Raw genomic sequence first — 18,917 nt, forward strand, 5'->3', positions numbered from 1 at the left:
CAAACACTGGGTCGCCGGAAAGCCCGGTCACGCTTGGTTCGCCAGGTTCTGAAGGAGAAGGGCTTCGGCCAGGCAGACCTTGGTGAACTCGGCGAGGTGCAGGCCCTCGTCGATGCCGTGGGCGCGGGTGTCCGGATCCTCCACGCCGGTGACCAGGATCGAGGCCTCCGGGAAGGTCTGCTGGAACTCCGCGATGAACGGGATCGACCCGCCCATGCCCATGTCGATCGGCTCGACACCCCACGCGGTCTGGAAGGCGGACCGGGCCGCTTCGTACCCGGCGCCGCGCGCGTTCACGCTGCAGGGCTGGCCGTTCTGTCCCTCGGTGACGGTGACCTGCGCACCCCACGGCGCGTGGTTCTCGAGGTGCGCCTTCAGCGCCGCGCTTGCCTTGATCGCGTCGTCGCCCGGCGCGACCCGCAGGCTCACCTTGGCCCGCGCGACCGGCACCAGCGTGTTGCTGGCCTCCGCCACGGACGGCGCGTCGATGCCCAGTACGGCGATCGACGGCCGGGTCCACAGGCGGTCGACGAGCGAACCCGAACCGGTCAGCCGGACAGAGTCCAGCACACTCGACTCGGCGCGCAGCCGCGCTTCGGGATAGTCCACATCCGCCGCCCGCGAAGCGTGCAGCCCGTCCACCGCGACGTCACCCTTGTCGTCGTGCAGGGTGGCGAGCAGGCGGCACAGCGTCGACAGTGCGTCCGGGATCGGCCCACCGAACAACCCCGAGTGGACCGCGTGCTCGAGCGTCCGCACCTCGACGTACGCCTCGACCAGGCCGCGCAGCGACACGGTCAGCGCCGGCCGGCCGACGTCCCAGTTGCCCGAGTCGGCGATCACGATCGCATCGGCGGCGAGCTCCTCGGAGTACTCGTCGAGCAACTGCAGCAGGGTCGGCGAGCCGATCTCCTCCTCGCCCTCCACGAACACGGTCACACCCACCGGCAGATCGTTGCCGAAGGCCCGTACTGCGGCCAGGTGCGCGGCGATGCCGGCCTTGTCGTCGGCCGCACCCCGGCCGTACAGCCGGTCGCCGCGCTCGGTCGGCACGAACGGGTCCGAGGTCCACTGCTCGACCGGCCCGGTCGGCTGGACGTCATGGTGCGCGTACAGCAGCACGGTCGGCTTACCGGCCGGCGCGGCCTTCTTCGCGATCACCGCGGGCGCGCCGTCGCCGGCCCGGACGATCTTCACCGTGAACCCCTCGGCCTCGAACAGCGCCGCGGTCGCCTCGGCGGAGCGCTGGACGTCGGCCGCGCGGGCGGGCTCGTAGCTGACCGACGGGATCCGGATGAGGTCCTCGAGGTCGGCACGGACACTGGGCAGAACGCGGTCGATCGCCGCGGACAGATCGGTCATGCGCCTACCGTACGGCGTCCGTTCGCCGGCCCGCCGCCCGGAATGCTGTGGTCGTTGTCTGGCCATGTTACTGATTGCCGTCATACTCTGGTGTCCTCGTAGGTTTCCGCCCGACCGAAGAGGACTTCACTCATGGCCCGTCGCCCCCTCGCCATCCTGACCGCCGTCGTCACGTCCGCGGCCGCACTCACCGCCGCACTGCCCGCCAGTGCAGCGATCACCTGCGACACCGCCACCACCGGCGGCGCGACCTTCTACGACGGCCCGTCCGCGTCGAAGAAGTACGACGCCCGGTTCAGCAACAGCGCGAGCATCCCCAACCTGAGCACCTACACCCCACAGGGCGCGGGCACTTGGTACAACTGGGACGGCTCCGGCAAGAACCTGCTGCTGGTCGGCTCGTACCGCGCCGGCGCCGACTCGCAGATCTACGGCATCGACCCGGCCACCGGATCGACCGTCGGCGTGGTCGCGATCGCCGAGTCGCACGTCGGCGGCATCACCGTCAGCAAGGGCTGGGCGTTCGTGTCCGGCGCCGGCAGCAGCATCCGCAAGTACAGCCTGACCTCGCTGCGGGACGCCCTGAAGGCAGCGGGTACGCCGTACCTCGCGCAGGTGGGGACCGCGCGGGACGTGGCCGGCGCGTCGTTCATCGGCAGCTACGGGGACTCGCTGTTCTCCGGGACGTTCAACGACACCGGCCGCGGGACCATGTACGAGTACAAGATCGCCGACGACGGAACGCTGACCACGGTGGCCGGCGCGTGGGAGGTGCCGACCAAGACGCAGGGCCTGACGGTCACCGCCGGCCACTTCATCTACAGCACGTCGTACGGGCGCGGGAACCGCAGCAACCTGTACGTCGTGAAGCGCGGCCAGAAGGATCTGGACGCGGCCGCACTCAGCTGCTTCCGGGCGCCGAGCATGACCGAGGGCATCACCGAGTACAACGGAACGGCGTACCTGGTCTACGAGTCCGGCTCATACCTGTACGCCTCGGACCCGGCCACCCTCAACGTCATTCCCCGGCTGCACAAGGCCTCGATCTCGTCCCTGACGTCCCTGGTCCCCTAAGGCTTGTACTCCGCGGAGTCCAGCACTGCCTGACGCTTCTTCGGGTTGTCCTCACGGACCTGGACGCGGAGCAGAGTCGACTCGTTCACCTTCCGGTACTGCTCCACAACGGTCGGCACGTTGTTGCAGCTGTACCTGAAGGTGGCGGTCGTGTCAGACGTTTCCGGAGTCAGCGACGTACAGCCCTCGGGCGCCGTCGCGCTCGTGGGCAGCGTCGACGAGGCCACCAGACCGAGGTAGACACCCTCGACGCTCGTATCCGTCTGCCATCCGGCGGTGTCGGTGGCGACCAGCAACTGAGTGTCTGCCTGCGCCTTCTGGGACCACTCGCGCGGGACCTCCACCGACAGTCCGTTGGCTTCCACCTTCACCGGGCGACTCAAGACGTACCGATAGCCGCCGTACCCGCCGCCGACTGCCAGTACGACGGCCAGCACTGTGGCGATCACGCGGGACCGGCCGGACCGCTTCGGGGGAACCGCGACGGTCGGCTCGTTGGCACTGACCAGAGCGGTCTCCTGGTCGACCCCACCGGCCGTCTTGGGCACAGGCGTCGGCATCTCGGCCGCCGGCACCAGTCCGACCGGGACCTTGCCGGTGGCGTGGGCCTCCCGCAACGCGTTGAGGAAGCTGTCCAGATCCGGCCACCGCTTGTCCCGGTCCGGCTCGAGTGCACGACGTACGACGACGTCGATCGCGTCCGAGACGTCCGCGCGCAGTGTCGTCATCGACGGCGGCGGTGACTCGATCTGCATCACCGCACCGAGGCTCGCCACACCATGCGGCGCTTGGCCGGTGAAGGCGGCGTACGCGACCGCTCCGAGCGAGTAGAGGTCCGCCCGGTGGTCCAGCCGCTCGCCGCGCACCTGCTCCGGCGCGACGTACGCCGGAGTGCCGCCGGGCATGGTCAGCTGGGACACGTCCTGAACCGCTTTACCCAGACCGAGGTCCCCGAGCATCGCGCGGGCACCATCCGGCTCGGTGCGGAACAGCACGTTGGCCGGCTTCACGTCGCGATGCAGAACGCCGCGCATGTGCAGGTGCTTGAGGCCCTTGCCGACCTCGGTGATGACGCGGACCGCTTCGCCGAGCTCGAGCGAACCGGCCTTGATCCGGTCCGCGAGCGTCCCGCCGTCGGCGTAGGTGAGGACCATGTACGGGCGTCCGTCCTCGGCCTCACCGATGTCGTGCACCCCGACGACGTACCGCGAGTCGACCTTGCGCAGAAAGCGTCCCTCGGCCAGGAACCGTCGGCGGACGTCCTCGTCGTCGACCCACAGGTCGGACAGGATCTTGACCGCCACCTCGGCGTCCAGTTGCTCGTCCCGGGCCAGCCAAACCGTCGCGAAACCACCGGCACCGACCCGGCGGACCAGGGCGTACCGGCCGATCCGCGCTGGCTGGTCCATGCACGCATTATGCTCGATCGCTCGGCGGAGCGAACAAATGGACGTCTTGACGCGTCACAACGGGGATGGATACGGGACGGGTGCCGAGCTGGAATCGGTCGCTGGTGGCGGTGCCGGCCGCGATCGCGGTGGTTGCTGTCGTGGGCGGCGGGCTGCTGGCCACCATGCGCGGACCACAGGACCAGACCGGCGCCCTTGCCGCTCCCTTGTCCGCATCCGCCGCTGCGAAGACCGCCCCCGTCGCAGCGAAGAGCGCCACCAACGGGATGATCGACGCGACGAACCTGCCGGCTGGCAGGAGTCCGCAGCTGACGTACGTCCGCGGCCGCACGGTCCTGGGTGGAGTCGGCAGTCCTGTCCGCGTGCCCGGTACGAACGAGATCATCGCCGTGGCGCGGCTGTGGGACACCACCATGACCGTGCAGGTCGCGACCGCCACCAGCAGCTTCCTGATGGTGCAGGACTACACCGGCAAGGTCGTGAACGAGATCCGGAGCGTCGACTCCCTGGTGACCAGTGCCGACGGCAAGTATGTCGCCTTCGCCTCGGGTGGCCGGTTCTCCGACCACCAGTCCGGCGGCACGTTGTACTTCCAGGAGCACACCACCGGGCCGGCCGACGTACTGCGGCAACCGAAGCTCACCGATGTCGCAGTCCTGGCGGTGGTCGGTCATGCCGTGTACTTCCACGGCGGCACGAAGCCGGGTGACTCCTGGGACCTGTACCGCTGGGACACCGAGAAGATGACGGTCCGCAAGCTGGCCAAGGTCACGTCACCCGTCTCGATGACGGCCGACGGCAGTCTGGCGGCCGGGATGACCGTCTTCACCGACAGCGGCCAGTGCACGGCCGTCATGGACGTCGCCGGCCAGCTGCAACGCTGGCGAACCTGCGAGTACCGGCTCGACCGGTTCAGCCCGGGCAACGCGTACGTCGTCGGCCTGCCGCCCGGCACTGGTGAGCCGTACGGCGAGAAGCGCGCCGCGGTCCTGGATGGGAAGACCGGCAGGCTGCTCCGGCAATGGACCGCGCCGTCCCTGCGCGCCGCGGTCGCGGAGGACGACGACCACGTCCTCCTGCAGTGGCACGACCAGCAGGAACCACAGTCCCGCTCCGCTGTGGTGCGCTGCACGATCAGCACCGGCCAGTGCGAGCTGGCCACACCCTTGTCCCCGGAACCCCTGTTGCTCGGATCATGAGAGCAGGGTCCATCGTGTTAGGAGCGCCGTGATGCGGAACAAGAACGGCCGCCTCGTGGCCCTGGTCGCGTCGATCGCGGTCGCCGCGGTCGCCATCGGCGCAGCCCTCGCCTACCGACAGGGCCCACAGGTCGCGGAAGCCGACGCAGCCCCACTCAGCGGTTCCCCGTCTCCCACGGACAAGCCGACCTCGACGCCCACCGCCACGCCGTCGGTCACTCCATCGGGCACGCCGATCAGCACTCCCAAACCGACGCCGACCAAGAGCGGTCCGGTCAAGTCGAAGGTCAACCTGGCCAAGCTGCCGAAGGGACGCGGCCCGCAGGTCACCTACCTGTCCGGCCGCACCGTCCAAGGCGGCCCCGGCCAGGAGGTGAAGATCCCGGGTACGGGCGACATCGGGGATGTCGCCCGCCTGAACCAGTCCGTGCTGGCCGTCGTCAGCAAGGGCACCGACACGGAGATGCTGACGATCGACAGCAGCGGGAAGGTCCTACGGACCACCCCTGACGTCACCGGGATCGTGACCACCGAGGACGGCCTGGCCGCCGCGTACGTCGCGACCCGCCGGTCCGAGCAGAGCGCGGCACTTCCGGGTGCCGTGGTCTACGCGGAGCAGCAATCGGTCCAGCAGATCACGGTGCCGGACGTCTGGGACGCGTTCCCGCTCGGCTACGTCAACGGCAAGGTCTACTTCCGGGCCGAGACCGCCGAGGGCGCCCTCGCCTGGAACCTGTACGAATGGGTCCCGGGGGCGTCGAAGGCCACTGTGGTCAAGTCGATCCCGAAGCCGACCGCGCTGTCCGCCGACGGCTCGGTGGCCGCCTCACTGATCAACATCACCGACTACAGCAGCTGCACCAACGTCGTCACCGTGGAGGGTGGCACGCGACTCTGGCGCACCTGCGAGTACCAGGTCGTGGGCTTCACCCGCGACGGCCGCACCGCGATCGGAGCACCCTTCTACCGAGACGGGTACGCCGATGGCATCGCATCAGCTCTGGATGCGAAGACCGGCGCGTTGCTGCACGAGTGGGCCGGGACGTTCCGACAGTCGGTCGCCGAGGACGACCAGCACCTCCTCCTGCTCGCCGACGACGGCCCGGACAGCGCGGCCTCGATCATCCGTTGCTCGACCGTCACCGGCGCGTGTGAGCAGGCAACTCCGCTGGCCAAGGGCAATCTGCGGATCGGCAGCTGATCTGCCGAGAGCAGATATCCCTGTGGGGTAAGGGGTTTGGCGGCAGACTGGCGGCATGGAACGTATAGCGGTGCTGGCTGATGTGCACGGGGTGTTGCCTGCTCTGGAGGCGGTGCTGGCGGAGGACGACGTACGGTCGGCCGATGCGATCGTGCTGGCCGGGGACATCGCCAGCGGGCCGCAGCCGGTCGAGACTCTGGACCTGCTGACGTCGCTGGGCGACCGGGTGGTGTGGGTGCGGGGGAACGCCGACCGCGAGCTGGTGGAGATGGCCCGGGCCGCGTTCACGGGCGAACCGCCGGATGCGGTGAGTCCGTGGGCAGCAGAGCAGTTGCGGCCGGACCAGGTGGAGTTGCTGGCGCCCTTGCCGACCAGTGTGACCATCGGGGACGCGCTGTTCTGCCACGCGACGCCACGGGACGACGAGGAGATGGTGCTGGTCGACAGCCCGATCTCCCGGTGGGCCGAGGTCTTCACTGGGCTGCCTGAGGACGTCCGGACGGTTGTGTGTGGCCACACCCACATGCCGTTCGCCAGGCAGGTGGACCGGCGGCTGGTGATCAACGCCGGCAGCGTCGACATGCCGTACGGCGCTCCTGGCCCGAGCTGGGCGTTGCTGACCCCGGACGGCGTACAGCTCCGCCGCGCACCCCTCGACGCCGTCAAGGCCGCGGAGCGCATCACCAAGGAGTCGACGTACCCCGGCCGGCAGGAGTGGGTGGAGGAGTACCTGCTGACCAACTACTCCGACACCGAGGCCCTGGACGCGTTCAGACCCCGTGCGGAGGGTTGACCGGCTACCGTCGACACGTGTTCGCACGGCGGCGGAAGCATTTCGGGACTCCGGCTGACAAGGCGACGTATGCGACCCTGCATACCGCCTCGCTGGCCTCTCCCCACCTGCGCGAGGGTCTGACGCCCGCAGCGGCCGGGAAGGCAAGCCGCCACCTCAGAGACCTCCTCGGTACGGCGGCCATCGCGATCTGTGACTCCTCCGGCGTACTGGCGTGGGACGGAGTCGGTGGACCGTACGAGAGCAACCACCGCGGCGATGCGAAGGCTCTCGCGGCTCCCACGCTCCGCTCCGGACGTACGGCGGTGCTCGGAGCGCATGACGTGGCCTGCAGCGACCCGCAATGCCCGATCCGTACTGCGGTGGTCGCGCCGATCGTCACCGAGGAGCGAGTGGTCGCCGTACTGGTCGCCTACAGCATCCGCTCGTCGGCAGCGCTGGTCCGGGCCACCGAAGAGGTCGCCCGCTGGGTGTCCGGCCAGGTCGAGCTGGCCGAGCTCAACAAGGAACGCACCCGCGCGATCGAGGCGGAGCTGCGCGCACTGCGGGCGCAGATCAGCCCGCACTTCATCTATAACGCGCTGGCCGCGATCGCGTCGTTCGTCCGGACCGACCCGGGCCGGGCGCGGGAGTTGCTGCTGGAGTTCGCGGACTTCTCCCGCTACGCACTCCGGCGCGGCGGCGAGTTCACCACGCTGGCCGACGAGTTGCGCAACGTGGAGCGCTATCTGGTGCTGGAGCAGGCGCGGTTCGGCGACCGGCTCAAGGTGTCGCTGCAGATCGCGCCTGAGGTACTGCCAGTGGTCATCCCGTTCCTGGTCGTCCAGCCGCTGGTGGAGAACGCCGTACGCCATGGCTTGGAGGGCACTACCGGTGTCGGGCACATCACGATCCGGGCCCGGGACCGGATCAACGAGGCCGAGATCAGCGTCGAGGACGACGGCTCCGGCAGCGACCCGGAGGTGATCCGGGCCGCGCTGTCCGGCGAGTCCGGCAGCGACTCGGTCGGCCTCGGCAACGTCGACGCCCGGCTCCGGCAGGTGTACGGCGACGCGTACGGCCTGGTCGTCGAAACCGCGGTCGACGCCGGCACCAGGGTCACCTTCCGAGTCCCCAAATACTCCTCAGGAGTACACGCCACGCCGTAGTTGACGGTAGTAGGGGCGCGGACTAGCGTCGATTGCAATCCCCTTACGGCGTTGGGAATGCGCGTTCTGCGCAAGCGTCTACACGGAGTGGATTCGCCTGGACGGGGCAGGCGACGGCTGGATCGCGCACGAAGCGATCACAGCCCACGAAGAGTGCCGATGGGCTGGTCGAGCCCGGATGGAAGGGAGCACTACTCGTGCCAGGTAACAGGGCAGTGATTTACAAGGGGCCAGGCGACGTGGCGGTCGAGACGATCGACTACCCGAGTCTGGAGCTCAAGGACGGTCCAGGGGTCAACCCCGCGAACGTGGGGCGGCAGATTCCGCACGGGGCGATCCTCAAGGTGGTGGCCAGCAACATCTGCGGCAGCGACCAGCACATGGTTCGCGGCCGGACCACGGCACCGTCGGGACTCGCTCTCGGCCATGAGATCACCGGTGAGGTGGCCGAGGTCGGCCGTGACGTCGAGTTCATCAAGGTCGGCGACCTGGTGTCCGTCCCGTTCAACATCGCCTGCGGGCGGTGCGTCAACTGTAAGGAGGGCAAGACCGGCGTCTGCCTGAACGTGAACCCGGATCGACCCGGGTCCGCGTACGGGTACGTCGACATGGGCGGCTGGGTCGGCGGCCAGGCGGAGTACGCGCTGGTGCCGTACGCCGACTGGAACCTACTGAAGTTCCCCGACAAGGACCGGGCCCTCGAGAAGATCCGCGACCTGGCCATGCTGTCGGACATCTTCCCGACCGGCTACCACGGCGCAGTCACGGCGGGTGTCGGGACTGGTTCGACTGTCTATGTCGCCGGGGCGGGGCCGGTCGGCCTGGCCGCGGCCACCTCGGCGTTCCTGCTAGGCGCGGCCGTCGTCATCGTCGCCGACCTGCAGAAGGAACGGCTGGAGCAGGCCCGCAGTTTCGGCTGCGAGACGATCGATGTGTCCGAGGGCGATCCGAAGGACCAGATCGAGCGGATCCTCGGCGTACCGGAGGTCGACAGCGCGATCGACGCCGTCGGGTTCGAGGCCCATGGTCACGGCAGCGACGCCCGGTCCGAGGTCCCGGCCACCGTGCTGAACACGGTGATGGACGTGACCGCCGCCGGTGGCGCGGTCGGTATCCCCGGCCTCTACGTCACCGGTGATCCCGGTGCGAGCGACGAGGCCGCGAAGACCGGCTCGCTGTCGATCCGCCTGGGTCTCGGCTGGGCGAAATCGTTGGCGTTCACGACCGGCCAGTGTCCGGTCATGCGGTACAACCGCCAGCTCATGCAGGCGATCCTGCACGACCGTACGCAGATCGCGAAGAACGTGAACGCCACGGTCATCCCGCTGGACCAGGCACCGCAGGGGTACGCCGATTTCGACAAGGGCGCGGCACGAAAGTACGTGCTCGATCCCCACGGGCTGATCAAGTAAGGAGGGATCGACGGGAGCCGGGCGCAGGGTCCGGCTCCCGTCGTCGGCCCCGGCCGAGTCATACTGCGAAGTGAAGGCCAGGTTCGACGAGAGCGACTTTCATGAGCAGTGACGAGCGACTGGACCTCGAGTTCGCCTACACGGCGTACCAGGACTCGTGCCGCGATCTGTATTCGCCGCACTACTACTGCCGGCGGCCGAGCGGCCACGACGGCGTCCACGCGGCCGGCTTCGGCTCGAGCCGCCTCCGCTGGGAACACCAGCCCGACCACGCGCCCCACATGCTGTCCTGAGCAGGCCAACTGTCGGCCGCGGTGGCCCAGCTGACGGCTCCAATTCCGGATGCCCTGGCACTACTGTGATGCCATGGCCGAGACTCCCCTGCGCGTGCTGGTCGCGGACGACGAGGAGCCCGCGCTGGCTGAACTCGTGTATCTGCTCCAGCGGGACGACCGGATCGGGGAGATCCGGACCGCGTCGAACGGGCCGGACGCGCTGAAGATCCTGCAGGCGGCCGACCTGGACGTGGTGTTCTGCGACATCAAGATGCCCGGGCTGGACGGCATCGACCTGGCCAGCGTCATCTCCAAGTTCCGCCCGCCACGCCCGCAGATCGTCTTCGTCACGGCGTACGACGAACACGCGGTGGAGGCCTTCGAGCTCGAGGCCACCGACTACGTGATGAAACCGGTCCGGGCCGAGCGCCTGGCCGAGGCGGTCCGCCGGGTCGTCACCGCGGGTGCGCCTTCCGCGCTGCAGTCGGCCGAGGAGACAGACGACGAGGTGATCCCGGTCGAGCTCGCCGGTGTGACCCGGTTCGTCCAGCGCTCGACGGTCCGGTACGTCGAGGCGCAGGGCGACTACGCCCGGCTGCACACCGGCCAGAACTCGCACCTGGTCCGGATCCCGCTGAGCACGCTGGAGGAACGCTGGGGCGACGCCGGGTTCACCCGCATCCACCGCAGCACGCTGGTCGCCCTCGCACATGTGGACGAGATGCGCGTCGACGGCGGCCGGTGCGCGGTCCGGGTCGGCGACGACTGGCTCCCGGTCAGCCGCCGCCACACCCGCGAACTCCGCGACCTCCTGGTCCGCTCGACCTCCCTGCGCGGCTGACATGAGTACGCCGGACAGTCCGAGACGGGTTCGGGTCACCAGCCCGCGCAGAACCGCCACCCGGCGACCTGTCATCCCGACCGGGACCCGTGAGATCGACGAGCAGACCCGGCTCGGCGAGATCTACATGCACTCGCTGATCCAGTCCCAGCTCCGGCTCACCCTCGCGGTGATCGCCGGCGCCGTAGTCATCCTCGGCGGCATCCCGCTGCTGTTCGCTCTCGTCCCCGCGACCCGCACGCTGTCGGTCCTCGGCCTGCCGCTGCCCTGGGTCATCCTCGGCATCGTGGTCTACCCGGTCGTGTACATCGCCGCCCGCGTGTACGTCCGCAACGCCGAACGGATCGAAGCCGAGTTCACCGAGTTCGTCGGACGGCAATAGCTCATGTCATCGGCGATGAGTCTGACTGCCATCGGATTGGTGGTCTTGGCAACGATCGGGATCGGCCTGTTCGGGCTGCGGATCTCCCGGACCACCAGCGACTTCTACGTTGCCAGCCGTGCGGTCACGCCACGCTGGAACGCGTCCGCGATCAGCGGTGAGTACCTGTCGGCCGCGTCGTTCCTCGGTGTTGCCGGTCTCGTGCTGGTCAACGGCGCGGACATGCTCTGGTTCTCGGTCGGCTACACCGTCGGCTATCTGATGCTGCTGGTCCTGGTGGCGGCACCACTGCGGCGAAGCGGCGCCTACACGTTGCCCGACTTCGCCGAGACCCGGTTCGAATCGGCTGTGGTCCGCCGGATCTGCTCGGGTCTGGTCGTCGGCATCGGCACGCTGTACCTGCTGCCCCAGTTGCACGGCGCCGGGCTGACCGTGCAGACCGTCACGGGCGCGCCGCCCGACGTCGGCGCTGCGGTCGTCGCGGTGATCGTGGTCTTCAACGTCGCCGCCGGTGGCATGCGCTCGATCACCTTCGTCCAGGCCTTCCAGTACTGGCTGAAACTCACTGCGTTGGCCACACCAATCTTCGTCATCCTGATCGCCTGGCGCTCCGGCGACCACTCAGCCGGCGTACTGCAGTCGCTGCACGGCGCGGCCGCCGAATGGTCCGAACCGCTGTCCCGCGCGGGCGGCCGGGACCACCCGCTGTACGCGACGTATTCGTTGCTCCTAGCCCTTTGTTTCGGAACGATGGGCCTGCCCCACGTCCTCGTTCGCTTCTACACGAACCCGGACGGCCGGGCGGCCCGCCGTACGACGGTCGTCGTCCTCGCACTGCTCGGACTCTTCTACCTGTTCCCACCGATGTACGCCGTACTCGGCCGGACGTTCGCGCCCGACCTGGTGAGTGCCGGCGCGGACACCGTCGTACTCGAGCTGCCGAACCGGATTCTCCCTGGCACAGCAGGAGATCTGCTCGGTGCACTGGTCGCGGCCGGGGCATTCGCCGCGTTCCTTTCGACGTCGTCGGGATTGACGGTCGCGATCGCCGGAGTCATCGACCAGGACCTGTTCCGGAGCCGCCTGCATCGGTGGACGGGCGGCGACTACGTGGCCGTGAACAGCTTCCGGATCGCCGCGGTACTCTCGATGACCGTTCCCTACTTGGCGTTTCTGGTCACCGGCTCGCTGAGTCTGGCCGACACCGTGGGCCTTGCGTTCGCAGTCGCCGCGTCGACGTTCTGTCCGCTGCTGGTGCTGGGGATCTGGTGGCGACGGATGACCACAACCGGTGCCGCGGCCGGGCTGGTCGTCGGTGGAGTCGCCGCGAGTGCCGCCGCGTTGATCAACGTGATCGGCGGACCCGACGGCGGCTGGCCGAAGGCACTGGTCGGTCAGCCGGCCGCGTGGACGATGCCGCTCGCGTTCATCACCGTGATCGTGGTGTCGAAGCTGACCCCCGACAAGATCCCCGCCGGCGCCGCCCGCAGCATGGTCCGCCTCCACACCCCCGAAGCCGTCGACGTCGACCGCGGACTGCCGTCTCACTGAGACCGCTCGTCGTGGGATTCCTACCGCTCGCCGCAGCGGAGTGATCCACCGGGCGACTGGTGTGGTCCGCTGAGCGCTCGATGCGTGTGGGAGCTGTCGGGCGACAGTGACCGCGGCCACAGTACGGACCAGCAGCAGCCCCTGCCTGGCCCATCCGCCCGGCCTGATCACCGTCTGGAGGTCCCGCGATGTCCGATACGCGATCCGCGGGTGACCCGGACCTGACGACGTACCGGGACGTCCAGCTCTCGCCGGACTTCTCCGAACTGCGTCGCCGGTTCCGGCGCTTCGTGTTCCCCATGACCGGACTGTTCCTGGTCTGGTACTTCCTCTATGTCCTGCTCGCCGCCTACGCACCCGGGTTCATGTCGCACAAGGTGGGCGGCAACATCAACGTGGCCCTGTTGTTCGGCCTCGGTCAGTTCGTGTCGACGTTCGCGATCACGATGATCTACGTCCGCTGGGCCGACCGGCGGATCGACCCGGACGCCGAGCGGATGCGCCACCAGATCGAGGGCGAGACGTCGTGACCGCGCAGGCGCTGTTGCCCATGGCAACCGAAATCGGCAACCCGACCGTCAACATCATCATCTTCGGGCTGTTCGTGCTGGCCACCCTCGCGATCGTGCTGCGGGCGTCGAGGAACAACCGGACCGCGGCCGACTTCTACGCCGGCGGCCGGTCCTTCACGGGCCCGCAGAACGGCATCGCGATCGCCGGCGACTACCTGTCCGCGGCGTCGTTCCTCGGCATCGCGGGTGCGATCGCCCTGAACGGGTACGACGGCTTCCTGTACTCGATCGGCTTCCTCGTGGCGTGGCTGGTGGCCCTGCTGCTGGTCGCCGAGCTGCTCCGGAACACCGGTCGGTTCACGATGGCCGACGTACTGTCCTTCCGGCTCAAGCAGCGGCCGGTCCGGATGGCGGCCGCGATCTCGACGCTCGGCGTCTGCTTCTTCTACCTGCTGGCGCAGATGGCCGGCGCCGGCGGTCTGGTCGCCCTGCTGCTCGGTGTCTCCGGGCGCACCGGCCAGAGCATCGTCATCGCGGTGGTCGGCGCGATCATGATCACCTACGTCCTGGTCGGCGGCATGAAGGGCACCACCTGGGTGCAGATCATCAAGGCCGTCCTGCTGGTGATCGGCGCGGGCGTCATGACGCTGTGGGTGCTGGCGAAGTACTCCTTCAATCTGTCCAGCCTGCTCGGTGCGGCCGTAGACAACAGCCCGGCAGCCGGCGAGAAGCTGCTCAACCCGGGTCTGCAGTACGGCGCAACGGGGATCAGCAAGCTGGACTTCATCTCACTGGCACTGGCACTGGTGCTCGGCACCGCCGGCCTGCCGCACGTATTGATGCGGTTCTACACGGTGCCGAACTCCAAGGAGGCCCGGCGCAGTGTCAGTTGGGCGATCTGGATCATCGGCATCTTCTACCTGTTCACCCTGGTGCTCGGGTACGGCGCTGCCGCGATCGTCGGCCCGGACGCGATCAAGGCCGCGCCCGGCAAGGCGAACTCGGCGGCACCACTGCTGGCGTTCGAGCTCGGCGGTGAGCTGCTCCTCGGCGTGATCTCCGCGGTCGCCTTCGCCACGATTCTGGCGGTCGTGGCCGGCCTGACGATCACCGCGAGTACGTCGTTCGCCCACGACATCTACGGCTCGATCATCAAGAAGGGCCAGATCAGCGGCGACGGTGAGGTCCGGGTGGCCCGGTACACCGCGGTCGTGATCGGCATCGTCGCGATCATCGGCGGCATCTTCGCCAACGGCCAGAACATCGCCTTCCTGGTGGCGCTGGCGTTCGCGGTCGCGGCCAGCGCGAACTTGCCGACGATCCTGTACTCGCTGTTCTGGCGCCGGTTCAACACCCGCGGCGCACTCTGGAGCATCTACGGCGGCCTGGGCTCGGCGATCATCCTGATCGCGTTCAGCCCGGTCGTCTCCGGCAAGGTCGACGCGAAGACCGGCCAGAGCCTGTCGATGATCACCGACACCAGCATCGACTTCCACTGGTTCCCGCTGGACAACCCCGGCATCGTCTCGATCCCGCTGGCCTTCCTGCTCGGCTGGCTCGGCACGGTCACCAGCAAGGAGCCGGTCGACACCGACAAGTTCGCCGAGATGGAGGTCCGCTCCCTCACCGGCGCGGGCGCCGAGAAGGCGGTCCAGCACTGAGGTGATTCCAGACCTGTCAGGCAGGCTCTGCGGACCGTACGCGACCCTGCCTGGCAGCCCCACCACCGCCCCTCGAGACGGACCCGGTACCCCTGGCCGGGTCCGTCTCGCGTTGTCAGGACAGCTTGAGGGTGGGCCAGAGGGTGAAGAAGGTGTCGCGGGAGCGGGTGCCGCGGAGTTCTTCGGCGGCGTGCAGGCGGCCGAAGGTGAAGGCGTTGCCGCCGTCGAGGTGGACCTGGATCGCGAGCTGACGGAGCAGCTCCCGGGAGACGACGCTGTCCTGGTGCTCGCCGAGGATCTCCTGGACCTCTTCGCTCCGAACTGCCAGGTCCGACGCTTCGTCGCCGAGCACGGGTACGGCGGACTCCGCGGCGTACCGCAGCCGCTTGGCTGCCTTGCGGACCTCGTGCAGCTCGTGGTCCTGCTCGGCCGAGCTCTCCGCGTCCTGGGCGCGGCGGACCGCCTTCCGCATCCGCTTCCAGTCGTGGTGCAGCAGGTCGCCGATCTGCTTGGCCGCCTTCCGGTCGTCGCCGGTCAGCGGCGGCTTCGCGATCAGCTCGTCGAGCGTGTCCAGCAACTGGAAGTACCGCTCGCTCTCCAGTGCGGCCAGGGCTCCCGCCCGGCCCTCCTTGTACACCCCGCGCAGATGATCGTCGATCCGGCCGCCGACCCGGCCCATCACCAGCTCGACGGGCTGCTCCGCCACTTCCGCGGCGAAGTGCTCACGCTGCACCTCGGCGTCCCGGGCGACGCCAAGCTCCCCGGCCAGCCACTTCAGCTCGGCCCGGATCTCATCACCCACCTCGCGGTCCACCACCGGCCGGTACGTCGCCAGCGCGGACCGCAGCCGTCGCGTCGCCACCCGGAACTTGTGGATCGAGTCCGGGACATCACGGCGTACCTGCGGATCGCGGTCCCGGATCGCCTGCACCTGGTCACCGGCGTACGCACGGAAGATGTCCGAGGTCCGCGGCTTCTTCGGCAGCTCCCAGCCGGTCGCAATTGGAACACGGTCGCCGAGCGCCCGTGCGAGTTTGCTCGGTCCCGCTGCGGGCTCGGCTCCGGCCGACCGCAGTACGGGGTCGACGGCCTCCAGGAGCTCACGCTCGCCGGAGACGAGCTCGACCTCCCACTCCCGCCAGCTCTCCGGCTCGGCGCCCTCGACCGTCGCGGTGACATGGTCGTCGGCCAGCTCCGCGAGGACGTTGCCGTCGGCGTCCAGCAGCTTGTGCACGACCCGGTGCGTCTGCAGCGTGACGACAGGGATCAGCTTGTGGTCCCGGACGTGCACCCGCACGGTGCGGACCAGCGCGATCGGGACGTTGCGCACCGACCGTCCGAGCGGGTGGTGGATCTCCAGCCGTTCGCCCGAGGCCTTCGGGAACTTGATGTGCCAGCCGTCGTCCTCGCCGCCGGTCCGCCGTCTCAGCGTCACCTTGTTCGCGGCGAGGTCCAGCGCCTCGGTGTCGTAGTACACCGCCTCGAGGTCCAGCTCCACGGGCTGCGCCACGCTCGCGACTCCGGGCAGCTCGTGCAGCGCGGGCAGACCCACGCCGTCGTCGACGTCGTACTTGGTCTCGATCTCGAGCTGTTCAGTCGGCGCCATACCTCTTGTTTACCAGGCGTTCATGAATTGGTCAGCCGAGCACGCGCAGGTCGGCGACCAGTCGCTCCAGATCCCGGTCGGGTACGCCGTTGGGTGAGGTGGTCCGAAGCTGCCGCCGGTTGTTGCGGTTGAGTCCCCAGCAGATCAGTACGACGAGAATCAGCAGAGCGATCATGTCCCGCCCACCGCCTTGAAGAACGTGTAGTGGAAGGTCCCGCCGGACTCCGCGGACTTCTCCAGGTCGCGGATGCCCTGCCCCCACTCGGCCGGCGTGCGCATCCCGGTGGCGAGGGCCCGCTCCCGGACCGACTCGACCATCGCGATGAAGGTCTTCCGGGTGAAGCCGTCGACCAGGTGCGGCAGGGTCTCGTCGGCGTACACCGTGCACGGGTGCGCCCGGACGTCGGCGTACCCGGCGTCCCTGAGGAGCGGCTGCAGCCGCCGGCCGATGAGCGAATCGCCGCCGGCCTCGGCCTGCAGGTCGACGAGGCAGTCGATGACCGCTTGTGCCGCCGTACTGCGAGGGTGGAAGAACGCCGACTGGTGGTCGCCCTCGATCGCGGTGATCGTGCCGCCGGGTTTGATCAGGCGGCGCAGGGCGACCAGGGCGGCGTGCGGGTCCGCGAGGTGTTCGAGGACGAAGCACACGAAGACGTGGTCGAACTCCTCCTCCGGAAGGTCCCGGAGGTCGGCGTGGCGGAAGTCGACGCTCACCTCGGGGGCGACGGCGGCGACGCGGGCCTTGGCCCGGGCGAGTGACTCTTCGGAGATGTCGACCGAGACGAGGTCGATGCCCGGGCTCCGGGTGACCAGCTGGACGGTCTGCGCGCCGACGCCGCAGCCGGCTTCGAGGACCTTGCTCCCGGACGGGTACGTCGTACCGCTGTGCAGGAGGTCGGCGAGCGTCTGCGCCTGGTCGGTGAGCCGGCGGGTCTCGGCCGGGGTGTAGCCGTGCACGTAGTCAGTTCCCATACCTCCAACGTGCCGCCACAATGGTCCAGTGAACAGGTCCAATCCGAGCCAAAGTGGTAGGTCCAAAGGACTGGTCAACGCCGGTACGGACTTCTTGCAGTTGAACCCTGCCGACGCGCCGCCCGGCGGGTTGTCGGACTGGCTCACCGAGAGCCTCCGCGCCGCGATCTCCGACGGCCGCCTCCCGATCGGCAGCCGACTCCCCTCCACGCGCCTCCTCGCCACCGAACTCCGCCTCTCCCGAGGTGTGGTGACTGAGGCCTACCAGCGCCTGACCGAGGACGGCCACGTCGCCGGCCGCGGCCGCGCCGGCACTGTGGTCGTCGCGGTTCCGGTCGTCGCCGAGCCGGGCGTTGCAGCGGGCCGGATCACGCCACCAACCGTCGTACCGGAGCCCGGCCTGGATGTGTTCGACAGTTTGCGGGCGGCTCCGGCTCGGATCGACCTCACCCCCGGGGTACCTGATCTCGCGGCCTTTCCGCGGGCTGCCTGGCTGCGGGCCGAGCGGGCGGTGCTCAACGACCTCGAGTCGTCCGAGTTCGGGTACGGCGATCCGTCCGGTACACCCGCGCTCCGTCGGGCGGTCGCGAACTGGCTGGCCCGCAACCGGGGGATCGCGGCGGATCCGGATGACCTGATCGTCGTCGCCGGGGTCTCGCAGGCGATCGGGCTGGTTGCGCAGGTGCTGAAGGACCGCGGGATCCACGAGATCGCGGTGGAGGATCCGGGGTCGCTCGGATCCCGGCAGCATCTGCAGAACTGGGGCATGCGTACGCCCCCGATCCCGGTGGACGCCGGCGGACTGCAGGTCGACCTGCTACGCGAGTCGGGCGCCCGAGCGGTGATGGCGACTCCGGCGCATCATTTCCCGACGGGCGTCGTACTGGAAGGGGAGCGACGGCGGGAGCTGATCCAGTGGGCGGCTGAGGGTGGGCTGATCATCGAGGACGACTACGACGCCGAGCACCGGTACGACCGGCCGCCGGTTCCGGCGCTGCGCGCGATGCTGGCCGATCAGGTGATCTACGCGGGCAGCGTGTCGAAACTGCTCGCGCCGTCGCTGCGGATCGGGTGGATGCTGCCGCCACCGCAGTACAAGGACGCGCTGATCGGCATGAAGCGCCTGGCCGACCTCGGCAACGCCGCGCTCCCGCAGCTCACGCTCGCGCAGCTGATGGAGTCCGGCGAGCTCGAACGCCAGCTCCGCTTCCTCCGCCGTCGCCACCGGACCCGCCGCGACGCGATGGTCGATGCCATCAGCAACTATTTGCCCACCGCCACGGTCCACGGCGCCGCGGCCGGCCTGCACCTCACCATCACCTTCGACGACACCTTGAACGACGTCGACCTGGCCGCCCGGGCACTCCAGAAGGGCATCAAGACCCACCCACTCTCCTGGCACTGCCAACTCCCCCACGCCCCCGGCCTCGTCCTCGGCTACGCCGCCCGCACCCCCACCGAAATCACCGAGGCCATCAGCACCATCGCCGAGGTCATAGCAAGCTAGACGACACGACCG

The 18,917-nt window shown here is 69.0% G+C and carries 18 protein-coding genes; 13 read left to right on the plus strand and 5 right to left on the minus strand.

Going from position 1 to position 18,917, the window contains the following annotated elements; all coding sequences use genetic code 11:
- Positions 1 to 27 precede the first annotated feature (27 nt).
- Entirely contained in the window at positions 28 to 1,362 is a 1,335-nt protein-coding gene (locus AB0I34_RS09855; RefSeq protein WP_360442364.1) for a dipeptidase, read from the minus strand.
- Positions 1,363 to 1,494: 132 nt separating this feature from the next.
- Between AB0I34_RS09855 and AB0I34_RS09860 the strand changes: the two genes are divergently transcribed.
- Positions 1,495 to 2,436 carry a hypothetical protein gene (locus AB0I34_RS09860; RefSeq protein WP_360442367.1) on the plus strand — a complete coding sequence of 314 codons (942 nt, stop codon included), beginning with the start codon at positions 1,495 to 1,497 and terminating at the stop codon, positions 2,434 to 2,436.
- On the opposite strand, the gene AB0I34_RS09865 is transcribed toward AB0I34_RS09860, so the two are convergent.
- Complete coding sequence (locus AB0I34_RS09865; RefSeq protein ID WP_360442370.1) at positions 2,433 to 3,845, minus strand: serine/threonine-protein kinase; 1,413 nt, start codon at positions 3,843 to 3,845, stop codon at positions 2,433 to 2,435. The genes AB0I34_RS09860 and AB0I34_RS09865 overlap by 4 nt on opposite strands.
- Positions 3,846 to 3,925: 80 nt before the next feature.
- Between AB0I34_RS09865 and AB0I34_RS09870 the strand changes: the two genes are divergently transcribed.
- From AB0I34_RS09870 to AB0I34_RS09920, 11 genes are all read left to right on the plus strand, one after another.
- Entirely contained in the window at positions 3,926 to 5,044 is a 1,119-nt protein-coding gene (locus tag AB0I34_RS09870) for a hypothetical protein (protein WP_360442373.1), read from the plus strand.
- 31 nt (positions 5,045 to 5,075) lie between these two features.
- On the plus strand, positions 5,076 to 6,245 hold the full coding sequence (locus AB0I34_RS09875) for a hypothetical protein (protein WP_360442376.1): 1,170 nt from the start codon (positions 5,076 to 5,078) through the stop codon (positions 6,243 to 6,245).
- Between the two features lie 55 nt (positions 6,246 to 6,300).
- Positions 6,301 to 7,038: a metallophosphoesterase family protein gene (locus tag AB0I34_RS09880; protein ID WP_360442378.1), complete on the plus strand. Its 738-nt coding sequence runs from the start codon at positions 6,301 to 6,303 to the stop codon at positions 7,036 to 7,038.
- Between the two features lie 17 nt (positions 7,039 to 7,055).
- A complete protein-coding gene (locus AB0I34_RS09885; RefSeq protein WP_360442380.1) occupies positions 7,056 to 8,186 on the plus strand; it encodes a histidine kinase in 1,131 nt (376 codons plus the stop codon).
- Between the two features lie 197 nt (positions 8,187 to 8,383).
- Complete coding sequence (gene fdhA, locus AB0I34_RS09890) at positions 8,384 to 9,598, plus strand: formaldehyde dehydrogenase, glutathione-independent (RefSeq protein ID WP_360442383.1); 1,215 nt, start codon at positions 8,384 to 8,386, stop codon at positions 9,596 to 9,598.
- 101 nt (positions 9,599 to 9,699) lie between these two features.
- The gene (locus AB0I34_RS09895) at positions 9,700 to 9,891 is read left to right on the plus strand and encodes a hypothetical protein (RefSeq protein ID WP_360442386.1); all 192 of its coding nucleotides are present in this window, start codon (positions 9,700 to 9,702) and stop codon (positions 9,889 to 9,891) included.
- 73 nt (positions 9,892 to 9,964) lie between these two features.
- Positions 9,965 to 10,714 carry a LytTR family DNA-binding domain-containing protein gene (locus AB0I34_RS09900; RefSeq protein WP_360442389.1) on the plus strand — a complete coding sequence of 250 codons (750 nt, stop codon included), beginning with the start codon at positions 9,965 to 9,967 and terminating at the stop codon, positions 10,712 to 10,714.
- Between the two features lies 1 nt (position 10,715).
- The gene (locus AB0I34_RS09905) at positions 10,716 to 11,096 is read left to right on the plus strand and encodes a hypothetical protein (RefSeq protein WP_360442392.1); all 381 of its coding nucleotides are present in this window, start codon (positions 10,716 to 10,718) and stop codon (positions 11,094 to 11,096) included.
- Positions 11,097 to 11,111: 15 nt separating this feature from the next.
- A complete protein-coding gene (locus AB0I34_RS09910) occupies positions 11,112 to 12,647 on the plus strand; it encodes a cation acetate symporter (protein ID WP_360442395.1) in 1,536 nt (511 codons plus the stop codon).
- Positions 12,648 to 12,835: 188 nt separating this feature from the next.
- Positions 12,836 to 13,177 (plus strand): DUF485 domain-containing protein, encoded by a 342-nt coding sequence (locus tag AB0I34_RS09915; protein ID WP_360442398.1) that lies wholly within the window; start codon positions 12,836 to 12,838, stop codon positions 13,175 to 13,177.
- Positions 13,178 to 13,197: 20 nt separating this feature from the next.
- The gene (locus AB0I34_RS09920) at positions 13,198 to 14,820 is read left to right on the plus strand and encodes a cation acetate symporter (RefSeq protein WP_360442401.1); all 1,623 of its coding nucleotides are present in this window, start codon (positions 13,198 to 13,200) and stop codon (positions 14,818 to 14,820) included.
- A gap of 115 nt (positions 14,821 to 14,935) precedes the next feature.
- Here AB0I34_RS09920 and AB0I34_RS09925 read toward each other — a convergent pair whose 3' ends face one another.
- The 3 genes from AB0I34_RS09925 to AB0I34_RS09935 are packed head-to-tail and all read right to left on the minus strand — an operon-like array spanning position 14,936 to position 17,398.
- Positions 14,936 to 16,426, minus strand: a complete 1,491-nt coding sequence (locus tag AB0I34_RS09925; protein WP_360442404.1) for a CYTH and CHAD domain-containing protein — start codon at positions 16,424 to 16,426, stop codon at positions 14,936 to 14,938.
- A gap of 31 nt (positions 16,427 to 16,457) precedes the next feature.
- Positions 16,458 to 16,601, minus strand: coding sequence for a hypothetical protein (locus tag AB0I34_RS09930; RefSeq protein WP_360442406.1), 144 nt, complete (start codon positions 16,599 to 16,601; stop codon positions 16,458 to 16,460).
- Positions 16,598 to 17,398, minus strand: a complete 801-nt coding sequence (locus AB0I34_RS09935; protein ID WP_360442409.1) for a methyltransferase domain-containing protein — start codon at positions 17,396 to 17,398, stop codon at positions 16,598 to 16,600. The genes AB0I34_RS09930 and AB0I34_RS09935 overlap by 4 nt, the downstream gene beginning before the upstream one ends.
- 100 nt (positions 17,399 to 17,498) lie before the next feature.
- On the opposite strand from AB0I34_RS09935, the gene AB0I34_RS09940 reads away from it, so the two are divergent.
- Positions 17,499 to 18,905 (plus strand): PLP-dependent aminotransferase family protein, encoded by a 1,407-nt coding sequence (locus AB0I34_RS09940; protein ID WP_360442412.1) that lies wholly within the window; start codon positions 17,499 to 17,501, stop codon positions 18,903 to 18,905.
- The last annotated feature ends 12 nt before the right edge of the window (positions 18,906 to 18,917 follow it).

It is taken from the genome of Kribbella sp. NPDC050281, from assembly GCF_040655855.1.
Taxonomy (GTDB): Bacteria; Actinomycetota; Actinomycetes; order Propionibacteriales; family Kribbellaceae; genus Kribbella.

Coding starts and splice junctions, on each gene's coding strand:
- AB0I34_RS09865 (WP_360442370.1), bottom strand. CDS start 3,845: ATGGACCAGCCAGCGCGGATCGGCCGGTACGCCCTGGTCCGCCGGGTC.
- AB0I34_RS09860 (WP_360442367.1), top strand. CDS start 1,495: ATGGCCCGTCGCCCCCTCGCCATCCTGACCGCCGTCGTCACGTCCGCG.
- AB0I34_RS09880 (WP_360442378.1), top strand. CDS start 6,301: ATGGAACGTATAGCGGTGCTGGCTGATGTGCACGGGGTGTTGCCTGCT.
- AB0I34_RS09925 (WP_360442404.1), bottom strand. CDS start 16,426: ATGGCGCCGACTGAACAGCTCGAGATCGAGACCAAGTACGACGTCGAC.
- AB0I34_RS09935 (WP_360442409.1), bottom strand. CDS start 17,398: ATGGGAACTGACTACGTGCACGGCTACACCCCGGCCGAGACCCGCCGG.
- AB0I34_RS09930 (WP_360442406.1), bottom strand. CDS start 16,601: ATGATCGCTCTGCTGATTCTCGTCGTACTGATCTGCTGGGGACTCAAC.
- AB0I34_RS09905 (WP_360442392.1), top strand. CDS start 10,716: ATGAGTACGCCGGACAGTCCGAGACGGGTTCGGGTCACCAGCCCGCGC.
- AB0I34_RS09855 (WP_360442364.1), bottom strand. CDS start 1,362: ATGACCGATCTGTCCGCGGCGATCGACCGCGTTCTGCCCAGTGTCCGT.
- AB0I34_RS09920 (WP_360442401.1), top strand. CDS start 13,198: ATGGCAACCGAAATCGGCAACCCGACCGTCAACATCATCATCTTCGGG.
- AB0I34_RS09900 (WP_360442389.1), top strand. CDS start 9,965: ATGGCCGAGACTCCCCTGCGCGTGCTGGTCGCGGACGACGAGGAGCCC.
- AB0I34_RS09915 (WP_360442398.1), top strand. CDS start 12,836: ATGTCCGATACGCGATCCGCGGGTGACCCGGACCTGACGACGTACCGG.
- AB0I34_RS09895 (WP_360442386.1), top strand. CDS start 9,700: ATGAGCAGTGACGAGCGACTGGACCTCGAGTTCGCCTACACGGCGTAC.
- AB0I34_RS09910 (WP_360442395.1), top strand. CDS start 11,112: ATGAGTCTGACTGCCATCGGATTGGTGGTCTTGGCAACGATCGGGATC.
- AB0I34_RS09875 (WP_360442376.1), top strand. CDS start 5,076: ATGCGGAACAAGAACGGCCGCCTCGTGGCCCTGGTCGCGTCGATCGCG.